The organism is Ignavibacteriales bacterium (genome assembly GCA_016709765.1).
Taxonomy (GTDB): domain Bacteria; phylum Bacteroidota; class Ignavibacteria; order Ignavibacteriales; family Ignavibacteriaceae; genus IGN3.
The window spans coordinates 64929-91402 of the sequence record JADJMD010000013.1; the positions used below are offsets into that span (position 1 = coordinate 64929).

Here is a 26474-nt window from a genome sequence, read left to right on the forward strand (position 1 = left end):
TCCAGACCTTTTTCCTTTTAATTCTTTTCTATTTGTTCACTTACTTTACCGAATCTTCTTTCTCTTTTTTGAAATATTTTAATTGCATCATATAAATCAAATTTAGAAAAATCCGGCCAAAGTGTTTCTGTAATTATAAACTCAGAATAAGCAATTTGCCATAGCAAAAAATTACTCACCCTAAATTCTCCACTAGTTCGTATTACCAAATCAGGATCAGGAATATCCTTTGTTGTCAGTGATGAGGATATAAGTTCTTCACTAATATCTTCGCTTTTTATTTTCCCTTCAACTGCGGAATTTGCAATCTGTTTTATTGCTTCAAGTAATTCCCATCTTCCACTATAACTTAAAGCTAGATTAAGAACCATTTTTTTATTGTTCTTGGTTCGTTCAATATCAGATTTTAACTGCTTTTGCACAGCAATTGGCAAAGATTCAATATTTCCGATAGTCGTCAGACGCACATCATTATCATTAAGTTCATTTACCCTATCGCGCAAACTCTTTAAAAGAAGTTGCATAAGAGTTGAAACTTCATCTTTTGGGCGTTTCCAATTTTCTGTGGAAAAAGTATAAAGGGTTAAATACTTAACTCCAATTTCGCTACAAGCTTCAACAATTTCCTTAACAGTATCAACACCGCGTTTATGACCTGCTACTCTTGGCAAACCTCTTTTTTTTGCCCAGCGTCCGTTTCCATCCATAATAATAGCGATGTGTTTAGGAATTTCACCCGATTTTATTAATGATTCTTTAACCTGCTCACCGGATGTGGAGCTCTCTTTACTCAAAATCCATTCCTATTATTGATTTAGCGTGTAAAGTTAATTTTACGATGCACGAATGTCAAGGTAACTAAATATTGCTAATTTGATTTTATTGTAGTATTGAAAGGTGTTTTTTGAAAAGAGACCGTCTTAAAAGTCTGATTTTGTCACCCTGAACTCGTTTCAGGTTCTCCTTGTCGACTAATCTCAAACGATTGGATTCCGAGACAAGTTCGGAATAACAGTTTTGAGACTGCCTTATTAATATTTTAAGAAAAAAGAACTTTTTGTGCTCTACTTTCTTTACGGATTGATAAATTAGGTTTCTCTGTAATTTCGAATAACTTAATGTTTTTCCTTGTTTCAGGATCAAGCTCATCCAAAAGAGCCTTTGCATATTTTAGATTTAGTAAAGAAACCCCAACAAATAGCTGCACTCTCTTATTTGTTCCTCTTATTTGTCTTTGTGCAAGATATGACAACTTATTTTTTATCATCAAAGTATCATTAAAATCCTGGTCATTAAAAGTAACTCCGATGGCAAAATTATCTTTCTGTTTTGCAATTACATCAACTTCAAATCCACCAATGTTTGATGGCTCAGGAAGATACGTACCAAACTTTCTGTATAAAGTTAAATATCCTTTTTTCCAGAATTCTTCTATCAATAAATCTACATCTCTTCTTCTATCTGTATTCATAATATCACCTCTTTACGATGCAAGTGGAATGATTGGTATAACTGGAGAAAATCTTTTTTTCTCAAGAACTTTAATGTTTGCAATTTTACAATAACTAAATTTTTTAATCTCACTGGATTGATAAACCTTGCCATAAATAACTTTTGAACCGCTTTTTTCCATAGTAATGTAATATGGTTCTATCAATACTTCATTTAAGCCATATAAAAATCTTAAACGATTTCTATTCTTAATTGCTGTTTCAAATATTTCGCTTTTCATATCATACTCCTTTTAATTTAACCATCTTAAAACGCCAGTTACTTTACCCACAATTGAAAACTCATTTTTATTTTTAACAATAATTGGTTCGTAAGATTTATTTTGTGGAATCAATCTTATCTGCTGATTTTTATTTTCATAAATTTTTACTGTAACCTCATCTTCAATTCTTGCAACAACTATATCTCCATTCACTGCAATGGCTTTTGGAGAGATGATCACTAAATCACCTTCAAAAATTCCGGCATCAATCATACTATCGCCTTTAACTTTAAGCGCAAATGAATCTGCATCTTTTTTCAAAAATCCGGGATCAATTACAATTGATCCTTCAATATTTTCTTCAGCCATAATTGGAGAACCAGCTGCAACTCTACCAACTATTGGAATTTTATTAGCATTATTTATTTCGTTCATGTTAATTGTTGTAGGCGATTCAAACTCATCGCGAGTGATAGTAATTCCTCGACTTGCGTTACTCAAAATATTTAAATAACCCTTTTTTGTAAGAGCATCCAAATGTCTTTTAACGCCAAATGTAGATGAAATATCAAATCTCTTCCCAATTTCTCTAAGAGTGGGTGGATAACCATTTTCTTGCAAAAACTGTTGAATAAAATTCAAAATCTCTTCCTGTCGATCGGTTAATTGTTTTTTATCCATTTTGATAAATTTCCATAATTAAAAAGTAGTGCTCATTTGTTCACCTCAAATATAGTGCACAAGTGTTCACGTGTCAAGAGATTAATAAAAAAAAATTTAGAGAAGATTAGAGATTAAAATTTAGAGGTTAGATCAAGTAAATAGAATAGTTTTTGTCCAATTTGATTAATTTTCATGATGCCGCGAAAATTTTCTTCACCAGGACCGAATGCAAATATTCCCACAGGTGATGGAGTATGACCACCGGTTGTATAAGATAATTCTATTTCGCTTGCATCTTTATTACCTTTAGTAATTGACATTCCGCCTGTTTCGTGATCAGAAGTTATTACAACCAACGTATTTCCATCCGCTTTTGCAAAATTTAGTGCCTCAGCTATTGCAGTTGTAAAATCGTTCATCTCTTCCATCAACTCTGTTGATTTATGATCGTGTCCTGCCCAATCAATCTGCGAACCCTCAATCATCATTACAAATCCATTTTCATTTTGCTTTAAACGAGTTATTGCAGTTTTGGTTAAATCACCTAGAGTATAATTTCTTTTCCCGGCTTCAGGCAAACCATCCATTTCAAACAAAGCATAAATTTGGTTAATAGAATCTGGAATTATTTTCAGATCAGAATAATTTTTTGAAAAAGTATAATTTTTATTAATTAGCTCTTTTGTAAGATCACGATTATCTTCTCTTTCACCAGAATCACTTTTAGGAACAAAATATTTTAATCCGCCGCCAATAATCACATCAAAATTTTGATCAACCATTTGAGATGCAATTAATGTCTGATCATATCTACTAATTGAGTGCCCAACAAATGCGCCGGGTGTTGCGTGAGCAACTGAGGCTGTTACAATAATACCAGTAGATAAACCTAATTTTTCTGCAAGTTCAAAAATAGTATAAAGTGGAGTCCCAAGTGTATCGACGGAAATGTATTTATTGTTGGTAAGATATCCAGTTGCAATTGCCGTTGCACCTGCAGCAGAATCTGTAATTAAATTATCGGCTGAACAGGTAATTGATAATCCGATCGTTTTAAATACTTTAAATGGTGAGTTTGGATCTTGTAATAAAGAGGCACCAACGTAATTGATGCCCATTCCATCTCCGATTAGGATAATAATATTTTTAGGTTTTAAATTCTGTGCGTTGCTTAGACTAAAAGCAACAAGAATAAGAAAAACAGTAAAACGCGAAATCATTATTCTACTTCAACAGCTCTTTTTTCAATTTTAGCTAACCAATTATGAGTGTCTTCTTTTTCTCTTCGATGAATTGCATTTAGTTCATTAAAGAGTTTAAGATCAAGTTCGCCTGGTTCTCCGTTATTAAAAGACATATTTTTATCTTTATATGTAAGCCATCCAATTGAAGAAATGATAGCGGCAGTTCCTGTTCCGAATAATCCAACAAGATTTCCTTTATCGTATGAGGATATAACTTCATCAATAGAAATTGCTCTTTCAGTAACGTTCATGCCCCACTCTTTTAATATCTGGATTACTGATCTTCTTGTAACACCCGGCAAAATAGAACCGCTTAATTTGGGAGTTGCAATTTCATCTTTAAACTGAATAAAAATATTCATCGTTCCAACTTCTTCTAAATATTTTTGCTCAACACCATCAAGCCAAAGAACTTGTGTAAATCCTTTTTTATTTGCTTCTTGTGCCGCCAGCAAGCTTGCTGCATAATTTGCAGATGTTTTACATTCGCCTAAACCTTTTCTAACGGCACGAACGTAATCATCTTGAATTAAAATCTTTACAGGTTTAAATCCTTCAGGATAATAAGCACCTACCGGAGATAGCAGAAAAACTAATTTATAATCAAAAGAAGGTCTTACACCAAGTGCAGGATCTGTACCAAACATAAATGGTCTAATATATAATGCTTCGCCTCTGTTGGTTGGTATCCAATCGCTATCGATTGCAACAAGTTCTTTTAATGCCTCTAGAGCAAAATCCACATCCACTTCCGGCATGCAAATTCTTTTAGCGGAATTATTTAATCTTTGGATATGAACATCAGGACGGAAAATTACAATCTCATCATTTATAGTTTTAAAAGCTTTAAGCCCTTCAAAAATAGATTGACCATAATGAATAACAGAAATTGCAGGATGCATACTAAGATTTTCAAGTGGTTTAATTGTTGGATTGTGCCAGCCTTTATCTTTAGTATAATCCATTTCAAAAATATGATCAGTAAAAATTTGTCCGAAGCCTAAACTCTTTGGTAAGATAACCTTTTCAGTTCTTTCCTTAATGATATATTTAATTTGTTCCATTGTTCTTTCCTTCCTATTGGTTGAAGGTAGTTCTGATTTTAAATTATTTGATCTATAATATATATTTTATAAAGTAAGAAGCAATTTTAATTTATTATTAACAATATTTTTTATAATTAGAATATTAACATCCATAACAAATAATCCAATATTAAAATTAATGCTGCAGAAATTACAAACGATCTTATAGTTGCTAATCCAACTCCTTCTGCACCACCTTCAGTTCTAAATCCAATATGACAGCCCAGAAGCGAAGTAACACCGCCAAAGAAAACCGTTTTAACTAATCCTGAGACTAAATCTGTAATATCAAAAAACCTGCTTACTGAATTAAAGAAAACTGCAAATGAAACTCCAAGAAAATAATTTGAGACTAAATAAGCACCAAATACTGCAATAGTATTTGCAAAGATCACAAGTATGGGCATCATAATTATTGCAGCTAAAAATCTTGGCATTGCTAAATATCTAACAGGACTTATCGCCATTGTTTCAAGTGCATCAATTTGTTCCGTTACTTTCATAGTACCAAGTTCTGCTGCAATTGAAGCGCCAACTCTTCCGGCAATTACTATTCCAGTTAAAACAGGGCCAAGTTCAGTTATAATTGCTCGAGTTGTTGCACCACCCAAAAACGATAAAGGAGCAATCCCTTTTAATTGATAAGCAGCTTGCCAAGCAGAAACAGCACCCGTAAAAACCGCAATAATTAGAACAAGCGGGAGAGAGTTTACACCAATGTGCTCCATCTGAAAAAAAATTAATTTTTTACTTTTTGGTGCCTGTGCAAGATTTTTAATTATACCGAAAAACAGATTAGAGATTTGCCCAAATTCCTGCAGGAATGCTAACGTTTTATTACCAAGTTTTTGAACTGCTGCTGATATCAAAACAAGTTTTCTAATTGTCTAATTATTGATTTACAAACTTAAAGAAAAAAGCAGGAATATTTGATTTCAATAATCAAAATTTCCGTCATGATTCTCTCACTAAAATTCATCATTAAATCTTTATATCAATACATAAATTCAAAACGAGACATCAAATAGCATTTTGGATATCATTTCTCTTTTAAAAAGTTGATATTTTTAAATTAAACTAACAATACTATGGCATTATAGTTATAAATAGATTCATCAATTTTAATAGGGATTTTCGTATCCTTTATATTTACTGTTGATAAACAATAGTTTTAAATTCTGTTTACCACTAATGATAAGTTAAACTTGGAACATAATACTCTAAATCTTATAGACAGTGCACCGATAGCAATTCTTACTTTTAATAAGAGTGGTGAAATTGATTACTCTAATAAAGCCTTTGGTGATTTGGAACTCTTATATGGATTTGAGTACCCCGCCAATCTTATGGGTTCAAGTATTTTTGGGAAAGAATTATTTCCAAAATTTACTATTACAAACGAGCTGAATGACATTTTATCCGGACTGCCGTTTGAAAAAGAGCTAAACTTTGTTGAAACAAAATCTCGCGGATTGATTCATCTGATAATAAAAGGCGCACCAATTATTGATGGAACCGAAATTATTGGAGGATTGATTATTGTTGAAGATTTAAAAATTCTTACCAAGACTAAAAAAGAATCCGCAATAAGAAGTGATTTTATAGAAAATGCTATTCATAATGTGTCCGATTTTTTTCTTGTTGTTGACAGATTAGAGCGAGTACAATTCTTTTCAAAAAATATTTTGCATTATTTAAATGTTCCTGCAAATTTAATTCAAGGTGTAGCACTAGGAAGTCTGTTTGATTCTGACACTTCTCGAGTTGTAAAAGAATATTTTGAATTTGCAAAGAAAAATCGCGCAGTATTTACTGAAAAATTATCATATGAAGTTAGAGGAAACAGAAAAGTTTTTGAGTGCCGTTTTGTTCCACAAGAAAATTATAGAAAAGAAATAAGTTTTGTTTACTTATTCTTTAAAGATATTACGGCACAGGAAAGAGAAATTGATAATCTTTATAAAGAAGTTAACAAACTTGAATTTTATAGATCCATATCTAAAAAAATCAATGAAGCCATTTTTGTAATTGATGACAATAATAAAATAGAAAATTGGGATGCTAGCGCCGAGAATTTATACGAAGTTAGTAAAGAAGAAGCTTTAGGGAGTACTGCTCACGATGTTGTTAGTATTTTTTCGGATAGTTTTCTTGATTCTCTAAGATTAAAACTCAATGGAAAAGATGTTCATAAAATAGTTTTATCATATTTTGATAAGAATAGAGAGAAAAAAACTTACGAAACTTATTTTACTTTTCTTGATGAAAAGAAAAGACGAATCGTAGTAAAAAGCATTGATATATCAGACAAAATACATTTTGAAGAAGGATTAAAATTATCATTAAAAGGTTTGCGGGATATTGTTTCTAAAGCCCCGTTGATGATTTGCAATATTGATAGAGATGGACAGATTTTATTTGCCAATTCTACTTTTCAGAAAAAACTCGGATTTACAGAAGAAGAATTACTTTCAAAAAGTTTTTATGATTTAATCGATCCACCCTATTTAGAAAATAATATTTTAGATTTAAAAAGTTTTAATGGCGATGAAGTAAAAACTATTACTCTGCCTATAATTTATAGGGATAAAGATTCAATACTACTAAATGTTGTATTTCATACTTCCAGAGATTCCGAAAACAGAATACAGTTCTTTAATTGCTTTCTCAGTGAGTTTACAGAAACCAAGCAGACAACAGAAGAGTCAAACCTGTACTTATCACTTATCGATTCTGCTTATGATGGGATTGCTTTGGGATTTGAAGGCAGAATAATTATTGCCAATCAATCATTTGCAAAAATATTTGGCTACAGCAGCAATGATGAGTTAATACATAAAGACATCATTGAATTTGCATCCAACGAAGATATTATAAAAGTTGCTGAATACTTCCGTTTGTTAGAACGAAAAAAAGAAGTGCCAGCACGATTTGATTTTCTTGGTAAGAAAAAAGATGGGAGCAGCCTACATACAGAGCTTTCAATTGGATCATTTAAATCCAATGATAATAATTATACTGTAATGATTGCCCGCGATATAACGGAGAGAATTAGAACTCAGCGTGCAATAAAGGAATCTGAAGAAAAATATAGAAACATTACGGAAAACATAGATGATTTTCTTTTTACTTTCGAAAGAATTGGATTAGGATTAAGGCCAATTTTCTGCACATCTTCAATTCAAAAAGTAACCGGTTATACTCAAGCAGAGTTTCTTACTGATTCAAAATTATTTTTAAAGGCAATTCATCCAAGTGATTTTGGTGGTATCAAACCTAAACTTATTAATTTAATGAAGAGTCGGATACAGCTTTCTGGTGAGTTTGAGTTTAGAATTATTAATAAGCAAGGTAACATTGTTTGGGTAAGGACAAAAATAAATCTTGTTAGAACAGCAACAGGTAGAATTCAAAAAGTATTTGGCCTTGTAAGTGATGTTACTTTTAGAAAACGAGCTGAAGAAGAACTAAAAAAATCAACAGAAAATCTTATAAAGCTTAATGAAACAAAAGATCGCTTTATATCAATTATCTCTCACGATTTGAGAACACCATTTAGTTCAATACTGGGATTTACGGATTTACTTGCAAATGATCAGGAATTATCTGAAGATGAGCGAAACCAATATATAAAATATATTCAAGAGTCTTCGCGTTCAATGTTAGCTCTAGTTAATTCACTTTTGGATTGGACAAGAATACAGACAGGTAGAATAAAATTTGAACCGCAGAAAATTGATGTTTCAAAAGTTGTTTTGGATTCTGTTAATGCGCTTTCCGGATCCGCAATACAAAAAGGTATTGAAGTTTTATCTCAGGTAAATAAATCATTATTTCTTTTCGTTGATAAAAATTTGATAACACAAGTATTTAATAATATTATTTCTAACGCTATAAAATTTACTAACAAAGGCGGCGTCATTAAAATATCTAACGAAGCAATTATTAATTCGCGCTTTGTAAAGTTTAGTGTTAAAGATACCGGAGTAGGAATCAAACAAGATGATCTTGCAAAACTTTTTAGTGTTGATGCTAAATTTACTTCAGAAGGAACTGCGGGTGAAAAAGGTAGTGGTTTAGGATTGTCGCTTGTAAAGGAAATTATAGAAAAGCATGGCGGAACAATCGAAGTTGAAAGTGAATTTGAGAAAGGAACTGAATTTAATTTTACTTTGCCAATTGCTTCTTCAAATATTTTGATTGTTGATGATAATAAAACTGATCGTTTACTTTATTCAAAAATCCTAAAAAATATAGCTCCGGAATATGAAGTTGAAGTTGCATCAGATGGCAAAGAGGCAATTCAGAAAATATTGTCATCACCCCCCGCACTAGTGATTACAGATCACGCTATGCCTGTTATGAATGGTTATGAATTTGTGATCGAATTAAAAAAGATGGACATAAAGGGAAAGCCACCTGTAATTGTTTTAAGCAGCGATATTGATCGTGCAACAATAAATGATTATACGGAACTTGGAATTGAATTTGTGTTTCAAAAACCCGTAAACATTGGAAGTTTCAAACTTGCGATTGAAAAATCACTTCAAAAAGGATTGAGCGGAGATTAAATTATATCGAGACCATAAATGATTGATCTCGATTGTAAAATTCCTATTTCTTCTTCAACACTAAACCGGTGGATGATTTTATTGAAATTGTTCCGCTTACAGTGGAAATAGGTTTTATTCCTGCTTTATCTGAATTAACTAAAACATCCCACTTTCCTTTCGGCAATTCAAATAAAACTTCTTTAACAGGATGTGCATTTAAAAGCACCATAAAATCTTCATCATTGTGTTTTACTTCGTAACAGATTGCAAAATCATTATCCTTAACAGAAATAAATTTCACTTCATCGTATTCTGCTCTTCGGAATGATTGAAATTCTTTTCGCAGTTCGATTAAGCCCTGGTAATAATCCAATAAATCCTTATTCATCTTTGCATGATCATAATTTATATAATTTACTTCATTGTCTTTATCATAAGTGTTGTGGTCAATCATTCCACGATGAGGATCGTTTTGATTTGTAAGTGGAATAACTTTACTACGTGCAAATTCCTGCCCGCTATGAATCATTGTCATTCCCCGTGAAGTAAACAAAAACAATGCTCCAAGTTTATTAAGTTTTAATTGAGTTGGGGTTAATATTGCATTTTTATCAACATCATTTATCACTTCATCAGGTTTTACATCACCAAGACCAAGCCTTATAAAATCGCCAAAAGTTAGTCCATCGTGTGATTCTAAATAATTTACAGAATGATCCGGTTTTTGAAATAAACCAAGTGAATCTTTTGTAAGTGTTCCATTTACGTAACTCTTAATTCTTTGCAGCGAATTATTTCCGTACCACGTTCCAAAAATCCAGCCGTGTCCGTCTTTGGGGTTTTCCCCTTTTATTCCATTTCTTATTTGATCATTCCACGCACCCCACCCGCGTAAAGAAAATCCCTGGGGATCATAACCTCCGCCCCAAGGTTCGCAAACAAATACAACATCAGGATTTATTTTTTTTGCTTCATAAATAATTGTTTCTATCGTTTCCCAATCCAAAAGTTTTCCAAGATCAAAACGGAAACCATCAACATGATATTCTTTCATCCAATATAAAATACTTTCTACAATTAATTTTCTTAACATTGGAGCTTCTGTTCGTAAGTCGTTTCCGCAGCCACTAACTTCGCAATAACTTCCATCAGGATTTAACCTAAAATAATATTCTCTATCAATCTCTTTTAAGTTGCCAAATTCATATTCAGAAAGATGATTGTAAACAACATCCATCATAACTGCAATATTTTCATTGTGGAAAGCTTTTACCATATCTTTAAAATCAGTTACAGCTTTTGCATCTGCACCACTCCATTTATTAAGCTCTAACTCGCGAGTATTTTCTGAATAGTAAGTTTCAGGTGCAAAAAATGAAGCTGTCATATATCCCCAATGATTTCTTTCGTAAGGATTCCAGGTATTAAACTTTCCTCGTAAAGAATCTTTAAATGGGATTTCTATGTTTGCAAATTCCTGCGAAGGTAAAAGTTCAACCGTATTTACGCCAAGATTTTTTATGTAATCTATACCACCGGTTTTACCCTTTTCTATCAGACCTTTATAAGTTCCGCGTTCTTTAACTCCGGAAGTTTGATGTTCAGTCATATCACGCACGTGCATTTCATAAACAATTAAATCACGCCAGTCACGTTGAATCCAATTATCATTTTGCCAATCATAATTACCTTCTTTGAAAACAATACTTTTGCGCGGAGTAAAATAAGAGTTGTAGCTTGCAACGGCTTTTGCGTATGGATCAATACAAAGCACCGTTTCTTTATCTTTATGTTTTACATTAAATCCATAAAATTTTCCGTAAAGTTCTCCATCTAGCGAAGTTTCCCAAACAGCATTTTCATCACGAATCATATCATATTCTTTTCCTTTTTGCTCATCAACTTTATTAAAGACTACGAGTGTAACTTTTTCAGCATTTGGAGTGAACAATCTAAAATATGTTTTTCCGTTCTCAACAAATGAACCGAGTTTTTTATCTGAGTAAATCTTATCAAGTTCATCTTGCCTTAATTCAATCTCAGATTTACTTTTTACCTTAGAATTTGTTTTGTCTGAAATGTACAAGGGACTTCCTGTAAATGTTATTGTTAATACTATTATTATCGATTTTAAAAGAAAACTTTTCATAGTTAGTCCTGATATTATTCTGAATAGATTTCGCCATCAACAACGGGTGTAACGCATATTAGTGGATTTTCTGCAACGCCAAATCGCTGAAAGATTTCCTCAAATAATTGGAAATGCATTCCACGTTTTTCTAATTTATGAAACTTTGCGTATTCCATAAACTTTTCATTTTTATCAGTTGGCGCATCAAACACTATAGCTTTTGGATAATCTTCTTTAGCAAGAGATTTTAGAAATTCAATTTTTCTGTCGTCTCCACCTTCCATTTCGTACGATACTACTTTGAAGGCTTCAACTAATCCGCTATTTATTACTAAATAAATATTTAAAATAATTTCGTTCATCGTTAAAAGGTGAATTATATAAACATACAAAACTTAGACATACTGCATATATAAATGCAAACTTGCACATTATACTTTCAATAGAAGAAATGATAGAATAATTGCCTGCCGTAAAGATCAAAATAAATCCTAAAGTTGATGGTAAGCTTATAAAGATTGATCCAAATAATAAAACCTTAGCAATTAATTTTTGCTTTTTGTCATCAGTTTTTGGGATAAATTTTATAAATAAAACTATTGAAATCAAAATAGGCAGATAATAGAACGCACCAAATAAATCTCCCAGCGGATAGTGATAACTTGCATAAAGTACAGTACACTTTGCAACAACAAATTTTGGGAGAACAAATAAATAGTATATCGAAAATGAGATGGCAGGAATAAATATCAAACTACTTTTAAAATTAAGTTTTACATTTTGTGTAAGGGTTAGTGCAAGTAATAAATTTAGTGGCGGAAGGAATCCAATAACTACAAAGGCTATATATGGATAAATAGAATCCTGAAGCCCAACCTGGCACATTAAGAATTCCATAGTTTGATAAGCTGCAAGTAAAGTAATCATAAGCATTGCAATTATGTTTACTTTGTTCTTTTCAATAAATACAATCAGATTGAACAACAGTAAAAACTCAATGCAAGCTATAAGAAGCGATACTATTCCATTCCAGTTATCCAAATTGGTTCCTTATTTTTTGAAATCAAAAATAATGATTTCTTCTAGCAATAATGCTATTATTTTTACCCTTAAATAGACATTAAAATTGATACTTAATCATTCGTTGTTCAAGTATGTTGATCTCAACAATTAAAAAGGATATTCAGATGAAAATCAAGATCTTGTTTGTGCTTGCTTTAACAACATTTTTCTCTGCAGGTTTAGTAACTAAAACATTCGCACAAAATGAACCAATTTTGTACTTCTGCGAAAAGTACGATTCTAAAAGAGGAGAAATTGGGGTCAGCGATAGATTCACAACCGGTTATTTAACTGTCATGGTAAAATCTGATGATCCATTAGATCTTGAAGATGTTCATATTCAATTTGATAAACTAAACGAAAGAAACAAAAAATTTGAATTCTACAAAAAATATGATTACACAATTGATCCTGATATGAGTTATGTTTTCTTTGCAAAGAATTCAGACAGTGATTTGAAATTTGAAGAACCAGGGTTTTATAGAGTTTTCTTACTAGATGACAATGATAAAACAGTAGCAAGCGCATTGATAGAAATTGTTCCTAAATAGTTTTTACAAAAAACGGCAGTTGATAAACTGCCGTTTTAGATAATTTAGTATAATATCATTTCAAATAGGTCATCTTTCGAACAGCGGAAAAATCTTCTGTAATTATCCTGTAAAAATAAATTCCACTCGGCAAATTATCTGGTACAAAGTTTAAATTGTGTACGCCAGCTTGTTTAAATCCTTCTACTAGTGTTAATATTTCTTGTCCATTTATATTATAAATCTTTAAAGTTACGTATGAATCTTTTGTGAGACTAAATTGTATTGTAGTGGATGGATTAAATGGATTTGGAAAATTCTGCTCTAAAGAAAATTTTACTGGTGGATTTATTTCCACTTCAATAGAATTTGAGTATTCAAACGTTCCATTAAAATCAATTTGTTTTAGTCTGTATTGATATTTTCCAACAGATACATTTCCATCAACAAAAGAATACATTTGCGGTTCTGTGGTGGTTCCACTTCCGTTAACAATTCCAACTGTTTGCCATGCAAGATTTTTTTCTTTCTTCGATTCAACGCTTCGTTCAACATTAAACCCGGAGTTATTAGTCTCCGTTGCGGTCGTCCAATAAAATGTTACATCATTGTCAATAATTTCAGAAGAAAAAGAGATAAGTTCTGCGGGAACTGGGGTTACGATTGAAAAAGAACTGTCGGAAACATCGTAAGAAGCTGGATAATCACCTACTCTCACTAAACAGTTCTCAGATAAAATGTTAGGAACAGTCCAATTATAAACACCTGTGTTGGGCAATGATGAAACAACTGTATTCCAAGTTAAACCATTGTTGTAGCTATACTCAATATTAACATAATTTATATCTGTACTATTCCAAGTAATTTGTTTTGTTGATCCAATTTCCCATTGTTCCCCGCCGTTAGGAGTTACTATCTGAATATTACTTGTTGGTTGAGCATAATGATATTTCAAAAATGTTCCTGAAAAACCTACACAGTAACCTACAGAATCAATAAAGAATATTTCTCTAAGTTGTTTATCTGTAGAAATCTGTTCTCTAATCCAGTTATTTCCACCATTTATAGTTTTTAATAATACGCCATCAAATCCACACGCCCATCCTTCCATATCATTAATAAAATACGAACCAATCAATGCATGCTCTTGAAATGATTCGCGGATTTGGTACCATGAATTTCCTGAGTTAGTAGATTTGGCAATAAAATCACTACTTGGATTCCCACCTACAAGATATCCAATATTTTTAGAGGAATAAAAGATATCAAACAACCAGTATCCTGTATTGGCGTTAATGTAATTCCAGGAATTACCACCATTCGTAGTTTTATAAGTAGCGCCGTTTGAACCGCAAACCCATCCGTCATTTTGATCTAAAAAGAATAGATCTATAAAACCGTGTGAATCATCAAATAAATTTATTACCCAACTTTCCCCTCCATCACTTGTCTTAAGAATTCTTCCTGAATAAGGAAATCCACTGAACCAGTTACTTGTTACTGCAAAACCGACAGATTGATTTATAAAAAATATTGAATTTATATTTTCGGTTACGCTGGATGGCTTTTGTAACCAGGTATTTCCGCCGTCTGTTGTTTTAAGAATATTTCCATCAGCTCCACAAACCCACCCATGGAACGAGTCTATAAAATAAACAGAGGCAAGAATAACATTTAAGTTTGATTGTTGGACTGTCCACCAACTACCACCGTTTGTTGTTTTTAAGATGGTACCGTTACTACCAACTACCCAACCTGTATCCATGGAAATAAAATATAAACCTAATATGTCAGACGAAGTACCAATAGGCAGTTCAGTCCATTGAGAACGGATTGGAATATTAAGAGTGGCTAACAGGAAACATATAAAAATAAAAATTTTCATATCGAGCCCCTGATATAAGTTATTAAAATTAACCTACGTAAAAATAGCAAATAGTAAATCAACCCAAAATATCAATATCATTTTGGGTTAATTTATTTTCAAAACCATTATATTTTTTATTTCCCTGGACCAACCATTTTTTCAGGTCTCACAACTTCATCAAATTTTTCTGAGGTTAACAAACCGAGCTCCATTGCTGCTTGCTTAAGCGTTGTGTTTTCTTTGTGAGCCTTTTTTGCAACTTTAGCTGCATTATCATAACCGATAACTGGATTTAAAGCTGTAACCAGCATTAAAGAATTTTCAAGATGTTTTTTGATGTTTACCTTATTAGCCTCTATTCCAACAATGCAATTATCAGTAAAACTTTCACAAGAATCAGCAATTAATCTTATAGAATTTAAAACATTAAAGATGATTACAGGTTTAAAAACATTTAATTCAAAATTTCCCATCGCACCGCCAAAGTTTACTGCAACATCATTTCCGAAAACCTGCGCACAAACCATTGTCATTGCTTCGCTTTGTGTTGGGTTCACTTTACCCGGCATAATTGAACTTCCCGGTTCGTTTTCAGGAAGATTCAACTCGCCCAATCCACATCGTGGACCAGAACCAAGCCATCTAACATCATTTGCAATTTTCATAAGTGAAGCAGCAAGCGTTTTTAAAACGCCACTGAATTCAACAAGCGCATCGTGTCCTGCAAGTGCCTCAAATTTATTTGGTGCAGTTATAAATTTCTTTCCTGTTAACTTTGCAATATGCTCTGCAGATTTCACTGCAAATTGAGGGTGCGTATTCAATCCTGTTCCAACTGCTGTTCCACCAAGTGCTAATTCATATAACCTTGGAAGAGCAGCATTTATTCTATCTAATCCGTTTGAGAGCATCTGTACATATCCACCAAATTCTTGGCCTAAAGTCAATGGAACAGCATCCATTAAATGTGTTCTTCCAATCTTAATAATGTCTTTATATTCTTTTTCTTTAACAGCAAGTGCATCGCGAAGTTTTGTAATCATAGGAATTAATCTGCGATGAATTTGTTCTACTGCTGCGATATGCATTGCAGTCGGAAAAGTATCGTTAGAAGATTGAGCTTTATTCACATCATCATTTGGATGGATTGGTTTTTTACTTCCCATTTCACCGCCAGCAATTTCTATAGCACGATTTGAGATTACTTCATTAGAGTTCATATTTGTTTGTGTGCCACTTCCGGTCTGCCAAACTACTAATGGAAAATGTTCATCAAGTTTTCCTTCAATTACCTCATCGGCAGCTTGTATAATTAAATCTGCTTTCTCTGCAGGAAGTGTTCCAAGTTCTTTATTTGTAAGTGCGGCAGCTTTCTTTAAAATTCCAAGAGCACGAATAAGTTCACGTGGGAATCTATCGCCGCCAATTTTAAAGTTCATTAATGAGCGAGCAGTTTGCGCGCCGTAATATTTATCGGATGGAACTTCAATTTCACCCATTGTGTCTTTTTCAATTCGGTTGCTCATTGTACATCTCCCTTAATAGTTAGTTATGATTAAATTTTTGGTTTCTAATGATATAAAAATACTACAATTTTATTTGAGATAATCTTTTTAGAAGTTAAAACTAAACCCAAATTTTGTAATTGTGTCTGTTGGTTTTATTTTTTCTGGAGATTTTGCATCATATCGTAAATTAAAACTCACGGTTAAGTCTACAAAAGAACTAATTCCAATTATTAGTGAAGCATCTGAAATGATTCTAAAATCCTCCCATTTTCCAATCTGAGGCTGAAAATAATTTACTGTAATAAATTTAACATCATCTTTTATATTAAATTCGAATGTAATATATGTTGATAAACGATTTGCAAATATATTACTTCCGTGCACAGAGTTTACTAGCACATCATACTTTTCGTGTTCATAAAAATAGGATAGACCCAATCTAAATTTCAGATTTTCTTCAGTTAAAAATTTATATCTAAATCCACCGCCAATTAATTCTCTTTCTGTAAGCAATCTCTTTTTGTTAAAATCAGTCTGAGTAAAAACTTCAATCTGCAATAAATCGCTTAAAGAATGCACATGTCTTAAATGTAAAAGTGCTTGATTAAAAATTCGTTTACCATCATCCCAGCCAAATCCACCATCAGCAACTAAAAAAGTATAACTTTTCCCCCAATTGTAATTTAATCTGCCGCCAAGATCAATAAATTGAAAATCAGTGTTACCGGTAATCGCAGTCAATTCAACGTCGGCAACTGCAGTAAATCCTGTTGAGTCTGAATCCTTTCGGTATCTTTCTGTGTTAATCTGTGCGTAAGAATTGAAATAATTAAAAATGATTAATACTAAAACGAATCCGAAACTTTGTTTCATAAAAAAAATCCAAATGAGTTTGATGTAATTAAAGATTCTTGGCAGGAAAATTACTGATAAAATTTTTAATAGGAGAAATTTTATAATTCAGATTCTGGAAATCTTTTTGGTAACTCGACAATAAATTTAGTTTGTTCATCTTCGTTAGATATAAAACTAACCTTACCTTTTAAATAATTCTCAATCAGTAATTTAACACTATAAGTACCTATGCCGCGTCCCTTTTTAGCTTTAGTACTGAATGATCTGTTAAATATTTGAAGCTGAATGTGCTTTGGAATTACACCATCATTAGCAATTACAAACCTAACATTTTCACCATAATCCTGAGCAGAAATTGAAACCTTTTGTCCATTTCCAACTGCTTCTAAAGCATTTTTAATCAGGTTCCCAAGTGAGCGAATAATAAAGTGTGGATCAGTTTCAATTATCATCATATCAGGTGGGTAATCACAAGTAAATGATTTACCTTTTGTAAGGTTATTATTTTCGTACAACTCAAAAACTTTTTCAAGAATATTTTTGGCTGTATCCTGTGCAGGATAAATTATCAATTTACCTGATTCAGCATTTGACAGATCTCTTTGGGCTTGGATTTCTTGAATGAGTTGTTCTGATGTGTTCTGCAATATTTTAGAATACTTTTCAAAATCATCAGTTTCTCTAACTTCTGATATCATACCGGAAATACCAAAAATAATAGAAGCAGTATTTAAAACATCATGAAAGAAAATTCTTTCCAACAGTTCACGTCGTTTTTCATTTTCAAGATTTTTTATTGCAAAAACAATAAATTTTTCATTCTCAAATTCCAAGTAAGATGTAAATACTTTTAAATCTAAAGAGGTTTCAAATCCTTTATCTTTTATATGTATACGGCATTCTTCTTCATTAGATTGGGAAGTCAAAAGAGTGTTTTTATTACTTTTACCGGCGCCACAATCAGAGCAAAAAGATGAGGTCCCACAACCACCCGGTGTTTCAAATGCATGTATGCATCTAAATGCTTCTCCCAATCTTTGTCCAATAATTGCTTCATTTTCTTTCTTAAGCAACTCTTCAGCTCTTTTATTAAAAGCAACAATCTGTCTATTGGAATCAAGGATTACAACAAGTTCGGGAAAACTTTCCAGCATTTGAACAATGATTGGATTTCTGGCCAATCTACTTGAGCGAGATCCGATTTCTTGAATCGTACTTCTAAAAGGGGAATCAAAATATGTTTCTTGCTCAGTAACAAACATCCAGAGGCTCTACTATTTTATTTTAGTTGCTAATTTCATATAAAAAGCGATAGGTATCCCAACTAATTCTACTCTATTAACATTATCGTTACAATTTTATATAAAGTTGAGGGTGGGATTGCATTTTTTTGATTTATTCTAATAAGGCTTCTTTTTTACAGAATTAATGATTGTTTTGGTGAAAAGTCAGCTGAAAGCAAAAGTATTATTTACTTCTTGTCTTTTCAAATTCGGTATTTATTTCTTACGCTGATTTAACACTAATTAATCGTCAAATATTATCGAAAATCTTTTAAAAATAAGTTTAGCTGATTCTCGGCTTAACCTTTTCAAATTGATTCATCTAATTAAACTTTTTAATCTCAATTTTAGATTTGAGAGTAAGTTTGATATGATTTAAAATACATTTACCTTAAGAGAAAGCTTTTGCTGTAGATTTTTGTCAATGAATCTATATCTTAGTGATAGTTAGTTAAGAGGCATAATAATTGAAAGGACAACATAGAGCATTTTTTACATTTCTTTAATTTTTTATTGGATAGAAATGAATATTCCCATCCTTGACCGCAGTAACTATTTAAAAGGACTTTTTATCACTGCAAAACTTGATAAAGAGCTTAGCCCAAAAGAAAAAGACATACTTAAAAAAATTTCAGACAAATTAGGTTTCGCTACAGATTTTTTTGATGAAACGGTTAGAAGTCTTTTAACAAATAAATATATTAAAGAAGAGCCAATTGTGTTTTCTGAAAATGAAATTGCAAAATCATTTTTAAATGATGCGATAAAACTTGCCTGTTCAAACAATATTATAACCGAAGCTGAAGTGAACTGGCTTAAAAACACTGCCACTGCCAATAATTTAAATACTGAAATCGTAGATAAAGAAATAAAGTCATACAAGGAATCTCCTAGTTCTTTTTTCGGAAAAGATTTTGCTCTTTTTTCTATAATTTAATTTTTCAAATCTATTTAGCAAAAGATAATTTTTCTTCTTTGTCCTTACTCCCCTTATTTCTAATTTTGATTAGAACATTTTAAAAATAATTCTTTCATAAAATTCAAAATCATTTCTAAAGGGTCTTACAATGAAAAAAATGAAAGCTCTCGTTAAAAAGTATTCAAAACCTGGTATTTGGATGGACGAAGTTCCTGTTCCCGAATACGGACCAAACGATGTATTAATTAAAATTCAGAAAACCGCAATATGCGGAACAGATATTCACATTTACAATTGGGATGAATGGGCACAAAAAACTATTCCCGTTCCAATGCATGTTGGGCACGAGTATGTTGGAACTGTTGAAGCATTCGGTTCTAATGTGCACGATGTAAAAGTTGGCGAACTAGTTAGCGGCGAAGGCCATATTGTTTGCGGAACTTGCAGAAACTGCCGAGCAGGAAGGGGCCATCTTTGCCCAAACACAAAAAGTGTTGGTGTAAATCGAGCAGGAGCGTTTGCGGAATATCTTGTAATTCCTGTTCAAAATATCTGGCATTGCGATCCAAAAATATCGACAGAAGTTCTTTCTGTTTTTGATCCCTTTGGTAATGCAGTTCATACAGCATTAAGTTATGATTTACTTGGAGAAGATGTTTTAATTACCGGTGCGGGTCCAATAGGAATAATGGCCGCCTCAGTTGCAATTCATGCGGGTGCAAGAAATGTTGTAATAACAGATATGAATCAATATAGATTAGAACTTGCAAGAAAAATCGGGGTTACACGTGCTGTTGATGTTTCTAAAGAAAAATTACCAGATGTTGTTAAGGAACTTGGAATGAAAGAAGGTTTTGATGTTGGATTGGAAATGAGCGGAAGTATTCACGCTTTTAATGATATGATAAATGTTATGTTTCATGGCGGCAATATTGCATTACTTGGTATACTTCCTTCAAACGCTGGGGTTGATTGGACAAAAATAATTTTTAGCGGATTAAATATTCGCGGTATCTATGGTAGAAAGATGTTTGAAACCTGGTACAAAATGCAAGCAATGGTGCAAAGCGGATTAGATATCACTCCAATTATAACTCATAGATTTAAAATTGATGACTACCAAGAAGGATTTGAAATAATGAAATCCGGCAACTCTGGCAAAGTAATACTTGATTGGAATTCATTAAAATAGACCTCAAGGCACTCTAAGATTTTACTTTGAGTATTATGTTAACTCTGTGGTAAAAATATCAAAAAAAAAAATTGAAAGAATAAAATGAATAAAGAAACAAAACAACACTACGCAGACATTCTAACTGGAATTGAAAAAGAAGGTTTATTCAAAAAAGAACGAATCATAACAACGCCGCAAAGAGCACACATTGCTGTTACAACAGGGCAAAAAGTTTTAAATATGTGTGCAAATAATTATTTAGGATTAGCCGACAATCCGGAAATAATAAAAGCAGCAAAAGATAGTTTTGATAAATGGGGATTTGGAATGTCATCTGTAAGATTTATTTGCGGCACACAAGAAATCCACAAAGAATTAGAAAAGAAAGTTTCTGAATTTCTTGGAATGGAAGACACAATTATTTACACATCCTGTTTTGATGCAAACGGTGGATTGTTCGAAACTCTGCTTGGAGAAGAAGATGCGATTGTTAGTGATGAATTAAATCACGCAAGCATTATAGATGGAATAAGATTATGTAAAGCTCAGCGTTATCGTTATAAAAATTGTGATATGAATGATCTTGAAGAAAAACTTAAAGAGGCTAAAGCTAATAACGCAAAAAATATTTTAGTCGCCACAGACGGTGTTTTTTCGATGGATGGTTTTATTGCTCCACTTAAAGATATATGTAATATTGCAGAAAAATATAACGCTATGGTTATGGTTGATGATTCACATGCAGTTGGGTTTATGGGAAAACATGGTAAAGGAACTCATGAACATAACAATGTAATGGGTAGAATAGATATAATTACTGGAACACTCGGGAAAGCACTTGGCGGCGCAAGCGGTGGTTATACATCAGCAAAAAAAGAAATTGTTGATTTACTTCGCCAACGTTCTCGACCATATTTATTTTCAAACACAGTTGCACCAAACATAGTTGCTGCTTCAATTAAAGTTCTTGAAATGCTTTCTTCAACAACTAATTTAAGAGACAAACTTGAAGAGAACACAAAACACTTTAGAGCAAAAATAAAAGCTGCAGGATTTAATATTAAAGAAGGTGTTCATCCAATTGTACCTATTATGCTTGGCGATGCCGTTCTTGCTCAAACAATGGCCTCAAAAATGTTAGAACGTGGAGTTTATGTTGTTGGATTTTTCTTCCCTGTTGTACCCAAGGGAACAGCAAGAATAAGAGTTCAAATTTCTGCAGCTCATTCTAAAGAGGATTTAGATTTTGCTGTAGAGAAATTTTTAGAAGTAAAAACCGAAATGAAGATTTAGGGATATTATAAAAACAAAATTCATAAAAACAACTTTTTTAATTTTAATATTTGCTTCAACCGTTTTTACAAGCTGCAGCAGAGATAAATACTATGCTACTCCCGAAGAAGTAATTGAAGCGAATACTGATTTTATGAATAAGGAAAATCTTGAAGGTGCAATGTCAACAATATATCCTGATGACAAAACGTATGAAACGACAGAAAATCTTGTTATACAATTATTCAAAATGTATGACCTAAACTATAAAATAGAAAAGTTAGCTGTTGTTAATGAAAATGATACAGAGGTGATTGTTGATTTTACTCAACTAACAACAAAAATAAATGGACCAAAATTTAGGGATAACAGAGTTAATGGAACTCACACACTGAAAAAAGATGGTGACTCTTGGAAAATATTTTCTACAAAAATTACTAAAACAGAATACTTAAATTAGATCGATAAATACTATACTTAGATTCTAAGGGCTTATTATTAATTAATTATTTGGGATGTAAAAGATATTCCAAATAATTATTAATCCTTTTTATTCAACTTCTGCAGGTGGAATCTTTTCCGCACCATCAAGTTTACCAATCAATTTTTGAGGATGATGAATTAAAACCGGCAAACAGTTGGAACAAATAAATGTTTGCCTTCCGGAATAAATTAAGTTTACTAGCGGAATATCATTTTCAGAATTGTTGCAATTCAAACAATAATTTGTTTTTGGATTTTCGATCATATTTTTTCCTTCCTTTATTATAAATATATGGATGATATTTTATCTTAAAAATATTAATGCTACACCACCAACAGCAATAACAGCGCCCGTAATTGCTCTCCACGATAATTTTTCTTTATAAATATATTTCACCATAGGCAGCATGATTATTGGCATCGTTGACATAAGTGTAGCGGCAATTCCAACTTTGGTATTTTCAATTGCAATTAAGCTAAATGTAATTCCCAAAAATGGTCCCAGAATTGTTCCAATTAAAGTTACCCCCAAAGCTGATTTATCTTTATTAAAAAGTTTATATGGATTTTTATACTTTTTTAATATCAACATTATTGGAAGAAATATTATAACAGAAGAAAATACACGAATGAATGTGGCAACAAAACCTGTTATGTGCCCTTCATTAAATGCAAACTTTGCAAATATTAATCCTCCAGCTTGCCCCATCGCACCGAGTATTCCATAAACTATTCCCAGAGTAGTAATTTGATATTTTAAATTTGTATTACGCTCTAGTACAACCAAAGCAATTCCCGAAAGGGTAATCAATATTCCAATAATTCCTAAATAAGAAATTGTTTCACTTAAAAATATAAAAGCAAGAATCGCAGAAATTGCTGGTGATAATGCCATCAACAGCATACTTATTCTTGCACCAATCATCTGATAACTTTTAAATAGAAAAGTATCGCCAATAACTAAACCAATAACGCCACTTATGATGAGGTTGGTGAATTGTGAATTTGATAAATCAAATCTATAGCCCATTATTAAAATTGTTGCGATTAGAAAAACTGAAGCAAATATCATTCTATTGATATTGAGTTGAAGTGATCCGATTTTTTCTGCTGCCGATGAAAAAGCGAGAGATGTTCCTGACCAAAGAACAGCTGTTAAAAGAGCACTTAATTCACCAAGGTATAACATAAAAATATTTTAATAATTGCTGAAGAAATAATTAGCGAAGATTTAATGAATGAAGAAGCAAGAACTCTCAAAAAGATCTATTCGGATTTTTTATATTCCTCTTTAGAATTTCCAACTATTCTCGTTCAAGAACCCTTCAAAATTTTTGCAATCAATATTGAAATGGTGGCAGATATTTGGAATTTTAGCAGCGTTTGGTTTATTTTCTTCTTCTGTAATAATACAAGCATCATTGACATAAGCTTTACTAATCACAAAAGGGTCAGCAAAAAAACCACCAGATAGAATTTTCTTTTTATCCAGATTCTGTTGGAAATGAGTCACTGAATATATCTTTGTTACAAAATTCAATTCATCAACATTAGGGTTTGTAAAAAAATCGATATTCTCATTCATAATCCTTTTTTTTTTTCCCCCCCCAAACCTTTGGTTTATTTTAATAAAACCCCCAAAAGGGAAAGAATTTTTTGATTTAATCATCTGATCAAATCTTTCCCAAAAACTAGGAAAATTATTTGCATAATAATGATTTAAAATATTCGATAAAGCATTTGTATCGAAAACATATATCATTTAATAAATCCACCTTCCATGACAATATTTTCAAAGGTTGGAAGCTTTTTAAGCTTAACATTTAAGTATTGTGATACCGTATCAAGATTTATTTTATTCTGATAATATTTACCATAAACTAAACTAATATATCTATCCCCTAAATAAGCTTTCTTATTGTTATAATAACTTCCGCCCTCCCCTTGATTTCTTTGATTTTGAGCTTCTTCAATCCATTTTTTAGAAAATTCATCATAGTATTTTTTATCTATTATATTTCGTTCCAAGTATTTTCTTAGAATAACTTCTCGACTAACGGAAAAGTAACTGGCTAGCTGATTAAATCGAGACTCAGAGATAGTTAACTCAATGAATCTCGGGAGGTGCAAGGATACAGAACCTCGTGCAGTACCTGAAATGTTTGTTAGTATTTCTTCTAAAATCATCCCACAATAAATGGCTTTGAGGCGTTTCGGATTTTTAAAAGCCTGAACTCTTTTAGGCCCTAAAAACTACCTTGCATTTCACCGTGAATGGATTGAACATCAATGGACATCAAAATTTTCAATTTCATTAGCTCACGAAACTTGAATTTTAATAGCACGACTAATTAAATCACTTTCAACTGGTTTCTTATTTTCAAATAATTCTTCTAAATAATATTGAAACAGTTTTGCATTCCTATATAGTTTTACCATACTTGTTGGTAATTCACTTACAACAGTTTCTGGCAAAGTTCTGAATTCGGTTTTTGGATTTTCCTCGTAAGGAATAGTAGGAAAGAAAAATACGGCAAGTGGTCTTTTATAAATTTCAATGCATCAGAGTTGGGTTCCGGCAAATTGGTCTCCCAATGCCTTTTTATCTTTAAGATAATACATTTTATAATTGACTATTCAAAATAAAATTCAACTACGGTTAAAGATAAAATAAAATCTACAAATTAAAATACATTTTGTACTCAAACGGATGCGGCATTGTAACTATAGAATGAATTTCTTCATTCTTTGTTTTAACCCATTGTTCTAAAAGTTCATCTGTAAATATATTTCCGCGTCTTAAGAAATCATTATCCGCAGCTAAAGCATCTAAAGCCTCGGCTAAATTTCTTGGTAAGTAGTGAATGTTTTCTGTATAGCTGCTATCTAGAAAATTCTTATCAATTGGTCCAAAACCTTCTTTAACCGGATCAATTTTATTTACAACGCCATCAATCCCAGCAAGAAGCATTGCAACTGTGCATAGATATGGATTTGCAGTTGCGTCTGGCGGGCGATATTCAAATCGTGTTTCATCAGGATTTGAAACATACTTTGGAATTCTGATTGCACTTGCACGATTACCCTGTCCATATGTTAAAGCTACAGGTGCTTCAAATCCTGGGACTAATCTTTTGTATGAATTTGTGCTTGGATTTGTAAATGCAGAAAGTGCCGGACCGTGCTTTAACATTCCTCCAATAAAATATCTTCCAAGTTCATTAACATTTCCATATTCACCTTTTTTGTAAAAGGCATTTTTTCCATTCTTAGTAAGATATAAATGCAAATGCATTCCATTGCCCGCTTGCTGATACATTGGTTTAGGCATAAATGTAACATACAACCCCTTTTGCTTTGCAAAGTTGAACAGAACATATTTTGCTGTAATTATATTATCGGCCGTAGTTAATAAATCACTAAAGTAAGTTTCGATTTCCTGCTGTCCTCTTTCACCAACTTCGTGATGATGATATTTTACGTTTATTCCTTGAGCCTTTAATAGCTTACAAGCTTCATCACGAAAATCATCATACTCATCAAACGGGTTTGCTGCGTGATATGCTTTTTTATAAAACTCTTCAGCATGTTCAACTCGATAATATGATGATGCAGTACGAGTATCGTATTCTACTTTTGAAAATATGTAGAACTCAAATTCCGGTCCCCATAAAGATTTGTCAGCACCTGTAGTTTTCTTTAATAAAGCTTCAGCTTTCTTTGCAAGATATCTTCCATCCTGGTTAAACGGACTTCTCTTTTCATCCGTTAAAACAATGTGAGAATAAAAACTTAATGTGGGTGCATCTCTAAAAGGATCAATCTTCGCAGTTGCTAAATCCGGAATCATAATCATATCACTGTTTTCAACTTTTAAAAATCCATAACTTGATCCATCAAATCCAACTCCTTCGCTCATAAGTTTTTCAAGTATGTTTGGATAAACCGGCAGTGATATGTGATGAAGTCTTCCTGTAAGATCAATCGCTTTTAAATCTATAACTTCAATTTTATTTTTTTTGATAATTGATTTACAATTTTCAATATAATTATTTTTCATTTTAATCTCTTTGCTGTTAAATTTTTCAATCTGATTAGAGACAAAAATGCCCGACTGAAAATCAATCGGGC

At 32.1% G+C, this 26474-nt stretch carries 26 protein-coding genes; 6 read left to right on the plus strand and 20 right to left on the minus strand.

All coding sequences use genetic code 11. The features are described from left to right. Positions 1-17: 17 nt before the first annotated feature. From IPJ23_10045 to IPJ23_10075, 7 genes are all read right to left on the minus strand, one after another. On the minus strand, positions 18-794 hold the full coding sequence (locus IPJ23_10045) for an isoprenyl transferase (GenBank protein ID MBK7631017.1): 777 nt from the start codon (positions 792-794) through the stop codon (positions 18-20). A 245-nt stretch (positions 795-1039) separates the two neighbouring features. Next, a complete protein-coding gene (locus tag IPJ23_10050) occupies positions 1040-1471 on the minus strand; it encodes a hypothetical protein (GenBank protein ID MBK7631018.1) in 432 nt (143 codons plus the stop codon). 12 nt (positions 1472-1483) lie between these two features. Further along, positions 1484-1732 (minus strand): hypothetical protein, encoded by a 249-nt coding sequence (locus IPJ23_10055; protein MBK7631019.1) that lies wholly within the window; start codon positions 1730-1732, stop codon positions 1484-1486. Positions 1733-1744: 12 nt separating this feature from the next. Beyond that, the gene (lexA, locus tag IPJ23_10060) at positions 1745-2395 is read right to left on the minus strand and encodes a transcriptional repressor LexA (GenBank protein ID MBK7631020.1); all 651 of its coding nucleotides are present in this window, start codon (positions 2393-2395) and stop codon (positions 1745-1747) included. Positions 2396-2508: 113 nt separating this feature from the next. Next, a complete protein-coding gene (locus IPJ23_10065) occupies positions 2509-3597 on the minus strand; it encodes an alkaline phosphatase (GenBank protein MBK7631021.1) in 1089 nt (362 codons plus the stop codon). Beyond that, positions 3597-4685: a branched-chain amino acid aminotransferase gene (locus IPJ23_10070; protein MBK7631022.1), complete on the minus strand. Its 1089-nt coding sequence runs from the start codon at positions 4683-4685 to the stop codon at positions 3597-3599. Before IPJ23_10070 ends, IPJ23_10065 begins: the two co-directional genes overlap by 1 nt. A gap of 116 nt (positions 4686-4801) precedes the next feature. Continuing rightward, positions 4802-5572, minus strand: coding sequence for an ABC transporter permease (locus IPJ23_10075; protein ID MBK7631023.1), 771 nt, complete (start codon positions 5570-5572; stop codon positions 4802-4804). Between the two features lie 339 nt (positions 5573-5911). Between IPJ23_10075 and IPJ23_10080 the strand changes: the two genes are divergently transcribed. Continuing rightward, positions 5912-9277, plus strand: a complete 3366-nt coding sequence (locus IPJ23_10080) for a PAS domain S-box protein (protein ID MBK7631024.1) — start codon at positions 5912-5914, stop codon at positions 9275-9277. Between the two features lie 43 nt (positions 9278-9320). Here IPJ23_10080 and IPJ23_10085 read toward each other — a convergent pair whose 3' ends face one another. From IPJ23_10085 to IPJ23_10095, 3 genes are read right to left on the minus strand one after another with little or no spacing between them, the layout of a single operon-like run. Next, positions 9321-11408 (minus strand): pullulanase, encoded by a 2088-nt coding sequence (locus IPJ23_10085; protein MBK7631025.1) that lies wholly within the window; start codon positions 11406-11408, stop codon positions 9321-9323. Positions 11409-11422: 14 nt separating this feature from the next. Continuing rightward, the gene (locus tag IPJ23_10090) at positions 11423-11752 is read right to left on the minus strand and encodes a hypothetical protein (protein MBK7631026.1); all 330 of its coding nucleotides are present in this window, start codon (positions 11750-11752) and stop codon (positions 11423-11425) included. Next, on the minus strand, positions 11712-12431 hold the full coding sequence (locus IPJ23_10095; GenBank protein ID MBK7631027.1) for a hypothetical protein: 720 nt from the start codon (positions 12429-12431) through the stop codon (positions 11712-11714). The genes IPJ23_10090 and IPJ23_10095 overlap by 41 nt, the downstream gene beginning before the upstream one ends. 146 nt (positions 12432-12577) lie before the next feature. Here IPJ23_10095 and IPJ23_10100 point away from each other — a divergent pair, with 146 nt between their 5' ends. Next, a complete protein-coding gene (locus tag IPJ23_10100; protein MBK7631028.1) occupies positions 12578-13003 on the plus strand; it encodes a hypothetical protein in 426 nt (141 codons plus the stop codon). Between the two features lie 55 nt (positions 13004-13058). Here the strand turns inward: IPJ23_10100 and IPJ23_10105 are convergent, their stop codons facing one another. From IPJ23_10105 to IPJ23_10120, 4 genes are all read right to left on the minus strand, one after another. Then, a complete protein-coding gene (locus IPJ23_10105) occupies positions 13059-14867 on the minus strand; it encodes a T9SS type A sorting domain-containing protein (GenBank protein MBK7631029.1) in 1809 nt (602 codons plus the stop codon). A gap of 116 nt (positions 14868-14983) precedes the next feature. Then, entirely contained in the window at positions 14984-16375 is a 1392-nt protein-coding gene (gene fumC / locus IPJ23_10110; GenBank protein ID MBK7631030.1) for a class II fumarate hydratase, read from the minus strand. 87 nt (positions 16376-16462) lie between these two features. Next, the gene (locus IPJ23_10115; GenBank protein ID MBK7631031.1) at positions 16463-17230 is read right to left on the minus strand and encodes a DUF481 domain-containing protein; all 768 of its coding nucleotides are present in this window, start codon (positions 17228-17230) and stop codon (positions 16463-16465) included. An 80-nt stretch (positions 17231-17310) separates the two neighbouring features. Then, on the minus strand, positions 17311-18474 hold the full coding sequence (locus IPJ23_10120) for a GHKL domain-containing protein (GenBank protein MBK7631032.1): 1164 nt from the start codon (positions 18472-18474) through the stop codon (positions 17311-17313). A gap of 544 nt (positions 18475-19018) precedes the next feature. Here IPJ23_10120 and IPJ23_10125 point away from each other — a divergent pair. From IPJ23_10125 to IPJ23_10140, 4 genes are all read left to right on the plus strand, one after another. After that, entirely contained in the window at positions 19019-19432 is a 414-nt protein-coding gene (locus IPJ23_10125; protein MBK7631033.1) for a hypothetical protein, read from the plus strand. A 139-nt stretch (positions 19433-19571) separates the two neighbouring features. Beyond that, positions 19572-20606 carry an L-threonine 3-dehydrogenase gene (gene tdh, locus IPJ23_10130; protein ID MBK7631034.1) on the plus strand — a complete coding sequence of 345 codons (1035 nt, stop codon included), beginning with the start codon at positions 19572-19574 and terminating at the stop codon, positions 20604-20606. Between the two features lie 84 nt (positions 20607-20690). Then, on the plus strand, positions 20691-21881 hold the full coding sequence (kbl, locus tag IPJ23_10135) for a glycine C-acetyltransferase (protein MBK7631035.1): 1191 nt from the start codon (positions 20691-20693) through the stop codon (positions 21879-21881). Positions 21882-22014: 133 nt separating this feature from the next. Then, the gene (locus tag IPJ23_10140; protein ID MBK7631036.1) at positions 22015-22320 is read left to right on the plus strand and encodes a hypothetical protein; all 306 of its coding nucleotides are present in this window, start codon (positions 22015-22017) and stop codon (positions 22318-22320) included. A 90-nt stretch (positions 22321-22410) separates the two neighbouring features. On the opposite strand, the gene IPJ23_10145 is transcribed toward IPJ23_10140, so the two are convergent. The 6 genes from IPJ23_10145 to glnA all read right to left on the minus strand — a co-directional run bounded on the left by IPJ23_10145 (position 22411) and on the right by glnA (position 26403). Continuing rightward, positions 22411-22608 (minus strand): hypothetical protein, encoded by a 198-nt coding sequence (locus tag IPJ23_10145; GenBank protein MBK7631037.1) that lies wholly within the window; start codon positions 22606-22608, stop codon positions 22411-22413. 39 nt (positions 22609-22647) lie between these two features. Beyond that, positions 22648-23532, minus strand: a complete 885-nt coding sequence (locus tag IPJ23_10150; protein MBK7631038.1) for a DMT family transporter — start codon at positions 23530-23532, stop codon at positions 22648-22650. A 102-nt stretch (positions 23533-23634) separates the two neighbouring features. Beyond that, positions 23635-24105 carry a DUF4411 family protein gene (locus IPJ23_10155; GenBank protein ID MBK7631039.1) on the minus strand — a complete coding sequence of 157 codons (471 nt, stop codon included), beginning with the start codon at positions 24103-24105 and terminating at the stop codon, positions 23635-23637. Next, positions 24102-24530, minus strand: a complete 429-nt coding sequence (locus IPJ23_10160; GenBank protein ID MBK7631040.1) for a hypothetical protein — start codon at positions 24528-24530, stop codon at positions 24102-24104. The genes IPJ23_10155 and IPJ23_10160 overlap by 4 nt, the downstream gene beginning before the upstream one ends. Before the next feature lie 132 nt (positions 24531-24662). After that, positions 24663-24818 carry a hypothetical protein gene (locus IPJ23_10165; protein ID MBK7631041.1) on the minus strand — a complete coding sequence of 52 codons (156 nt, stop codon included), beginning with the start codon at positions 24816-24818 and terminating at the stop codon, positions 24663-24665. A 202-nt stretch (positions 24819-25020) separates the two neighbouring features. Next, positions 25021-26403: a type I glutamate--ammonia ligase gene (glnA, locus tag IPJ23_10170; GenBank protein MBK7631042.1), complete on the minus strand. Its 1383-nt coding sequence runs from the start codon at positions 26401-26403 to the stop codon at positions 25021-25023. Positions 26404-26474 lie beyond the last annotated feature (71 nt).

What these genes read in the sequence shown, in the direction of transcription:
- IPJ23_10050 (MBK7631018.1), bottom strand. Translation starts at nt 1,471, where the DNA reads ATGAATACAGATAGAAGAAGAGATGTAGATTTATTGATAGAAGAATTC.
- IPJ23_10055 (MBK7631019.1), bottom strand. Translation starts at nt 1,732, where the DNA reads ATGAAAAGCGAAATATTTGAAACAGCAATTAAGAATAGAAATCGTTTA.
- lexA (MBK7631020.1), bottom strand. Translation starts at nt 2,395, where the DNA reads ATGGATAAAAAACAATTAACCGATCGACAGGAAGAGATTTTGAATTTT.
- IPJ23_10065 (MBK7631021.1), bottom strand. Translation starts at nt 3,597, where the DNA reads ATGATTTCGCGTTTTACTGTTTTTCTTATTCTTGTTGCTTTTAGTCTA.
- IPJ23_10070 (MBK7631022.1), bottom strand. Translation starts at nt 4,685, where the DNA reads ATGGAACAAATTAAATATATCATTAAGGAAAGAACTGAAAAGGTTATC.
- IPJ23_10085 (MBK7631025.1), bottom strand. Translation starts at nt 11,408, where the DNA reads ATGAAAAGTTTTCTTTTAAAATCGATAATAATAGTATTAACAATAACA.
- IPJ23_10090 (MBK7631026.1), bottom strand. Translation starts at nt 11,752, where the DNA reads ATGAACGAAATTATTTTAAATATTTATTTAGTAATAAATAGCGGATTA.
- IPJ23_10100 (MBK7631028.1), top strand. Translation starts at nt 12,578, where the DNA reads ATGAAAATCAAGATCTTGTTTGTGCTTGCTTTAACAACATTTTTCTCT.
- IPJ23_10105 (MBK7631029.1), bottom strand. Translation starts at nt 14,867, where the DNA reads ATGAAAATTTTTATTTTTATATGTTTCCTGTTAGCCACTCTTAATATT.
- fumC (MBK7631030.1), bottom strand. Translation starts at nt 16,375, where the DNA reads ATGAGCAACCGAATTGAAAAAGACACAATGGGTGAAATTGAAGTTCCA.
- IPJ23_10115 (MBK7631031.1), bottom strand. Translation starts at nt 17,230, where the DNA reads ATGAAACAAAGTTTCGGATTCGTTTTAGTATTAATCATTTTTAATTAT.
- IPJ23_10120 (MBK7631032.1), bottom strand. Translation starts at nt 18,474, where the DNA reads ATGTTTGTTACTGAGCAAGAAACATATTTTGATTCCCCTTTTAGAAGT.
- IPJ23_10125 (MBK7631033.1), top strand. Translation starts at nt 19,019, where the DNA reads ATGAATATTCCCATCCTTGACCGCAGTAACTATTTAAAAGGACTTTTT.
- tdh (MBK7631034.1), top strand. Translation starts at nt 19,572, where the DNA reads ATGAAAGCTCTCGTTAAAAAGTATTCAAAACCTGGTATTTGGATGGAC.
- kbl (MBK7631035.1), top strand. Translation starts at nt 20,691, where the DNA reads ATGAATAAAGAAACAAAACAACACTACGCAGACATTCTAACTGGAATT.
- IPJ23_10140 (MBK7631036.1), top strand. Translation starts at nt 22,015, where the DNA reads ATGAATAAGGAAAATCTTGAAGGTGCAATGTCAACAATATATCCTGAT.
- IPJ23_10145 (MBK7631037.1), bottom strand. Translation starts at nt 22,608, where the DNA reads ATGATCGAAAATCCAAAAACAAATTATTGTTTGAATTGCAACAATTCT.
- IPJ23_10150 (MBK7631038.1), bottom strand. Translation starts at nt 23,532, where the DNA reads ATGTTATACCTTGGTGAATTAAGTGCTCTTTTAACAGCTGTTCTTTGG.
- IPJ23_10155 (MBK7631039.1), bottom strand. Translation starts at nt 24,105, where the DNA reads ATGATATATGTTTTCGATACAAATGCTTTATCGAATATTTTAAATCAT.
- IPJ23_10160 (MBK7631040.1), bottom strand. Translation starts at nt 24,530, where the DNA reads ATGATTTTAGAAGAAATACTAACAAACATTTCAGGTACTGCACGAGGT.
- glnA (MBK7631042.1), bottom strand. Translation starts at nt 26,403, where the DNA reads ATGAAAAATAATTATATTGAAAATTGTAAATCAATTATCAAAAAAAAT.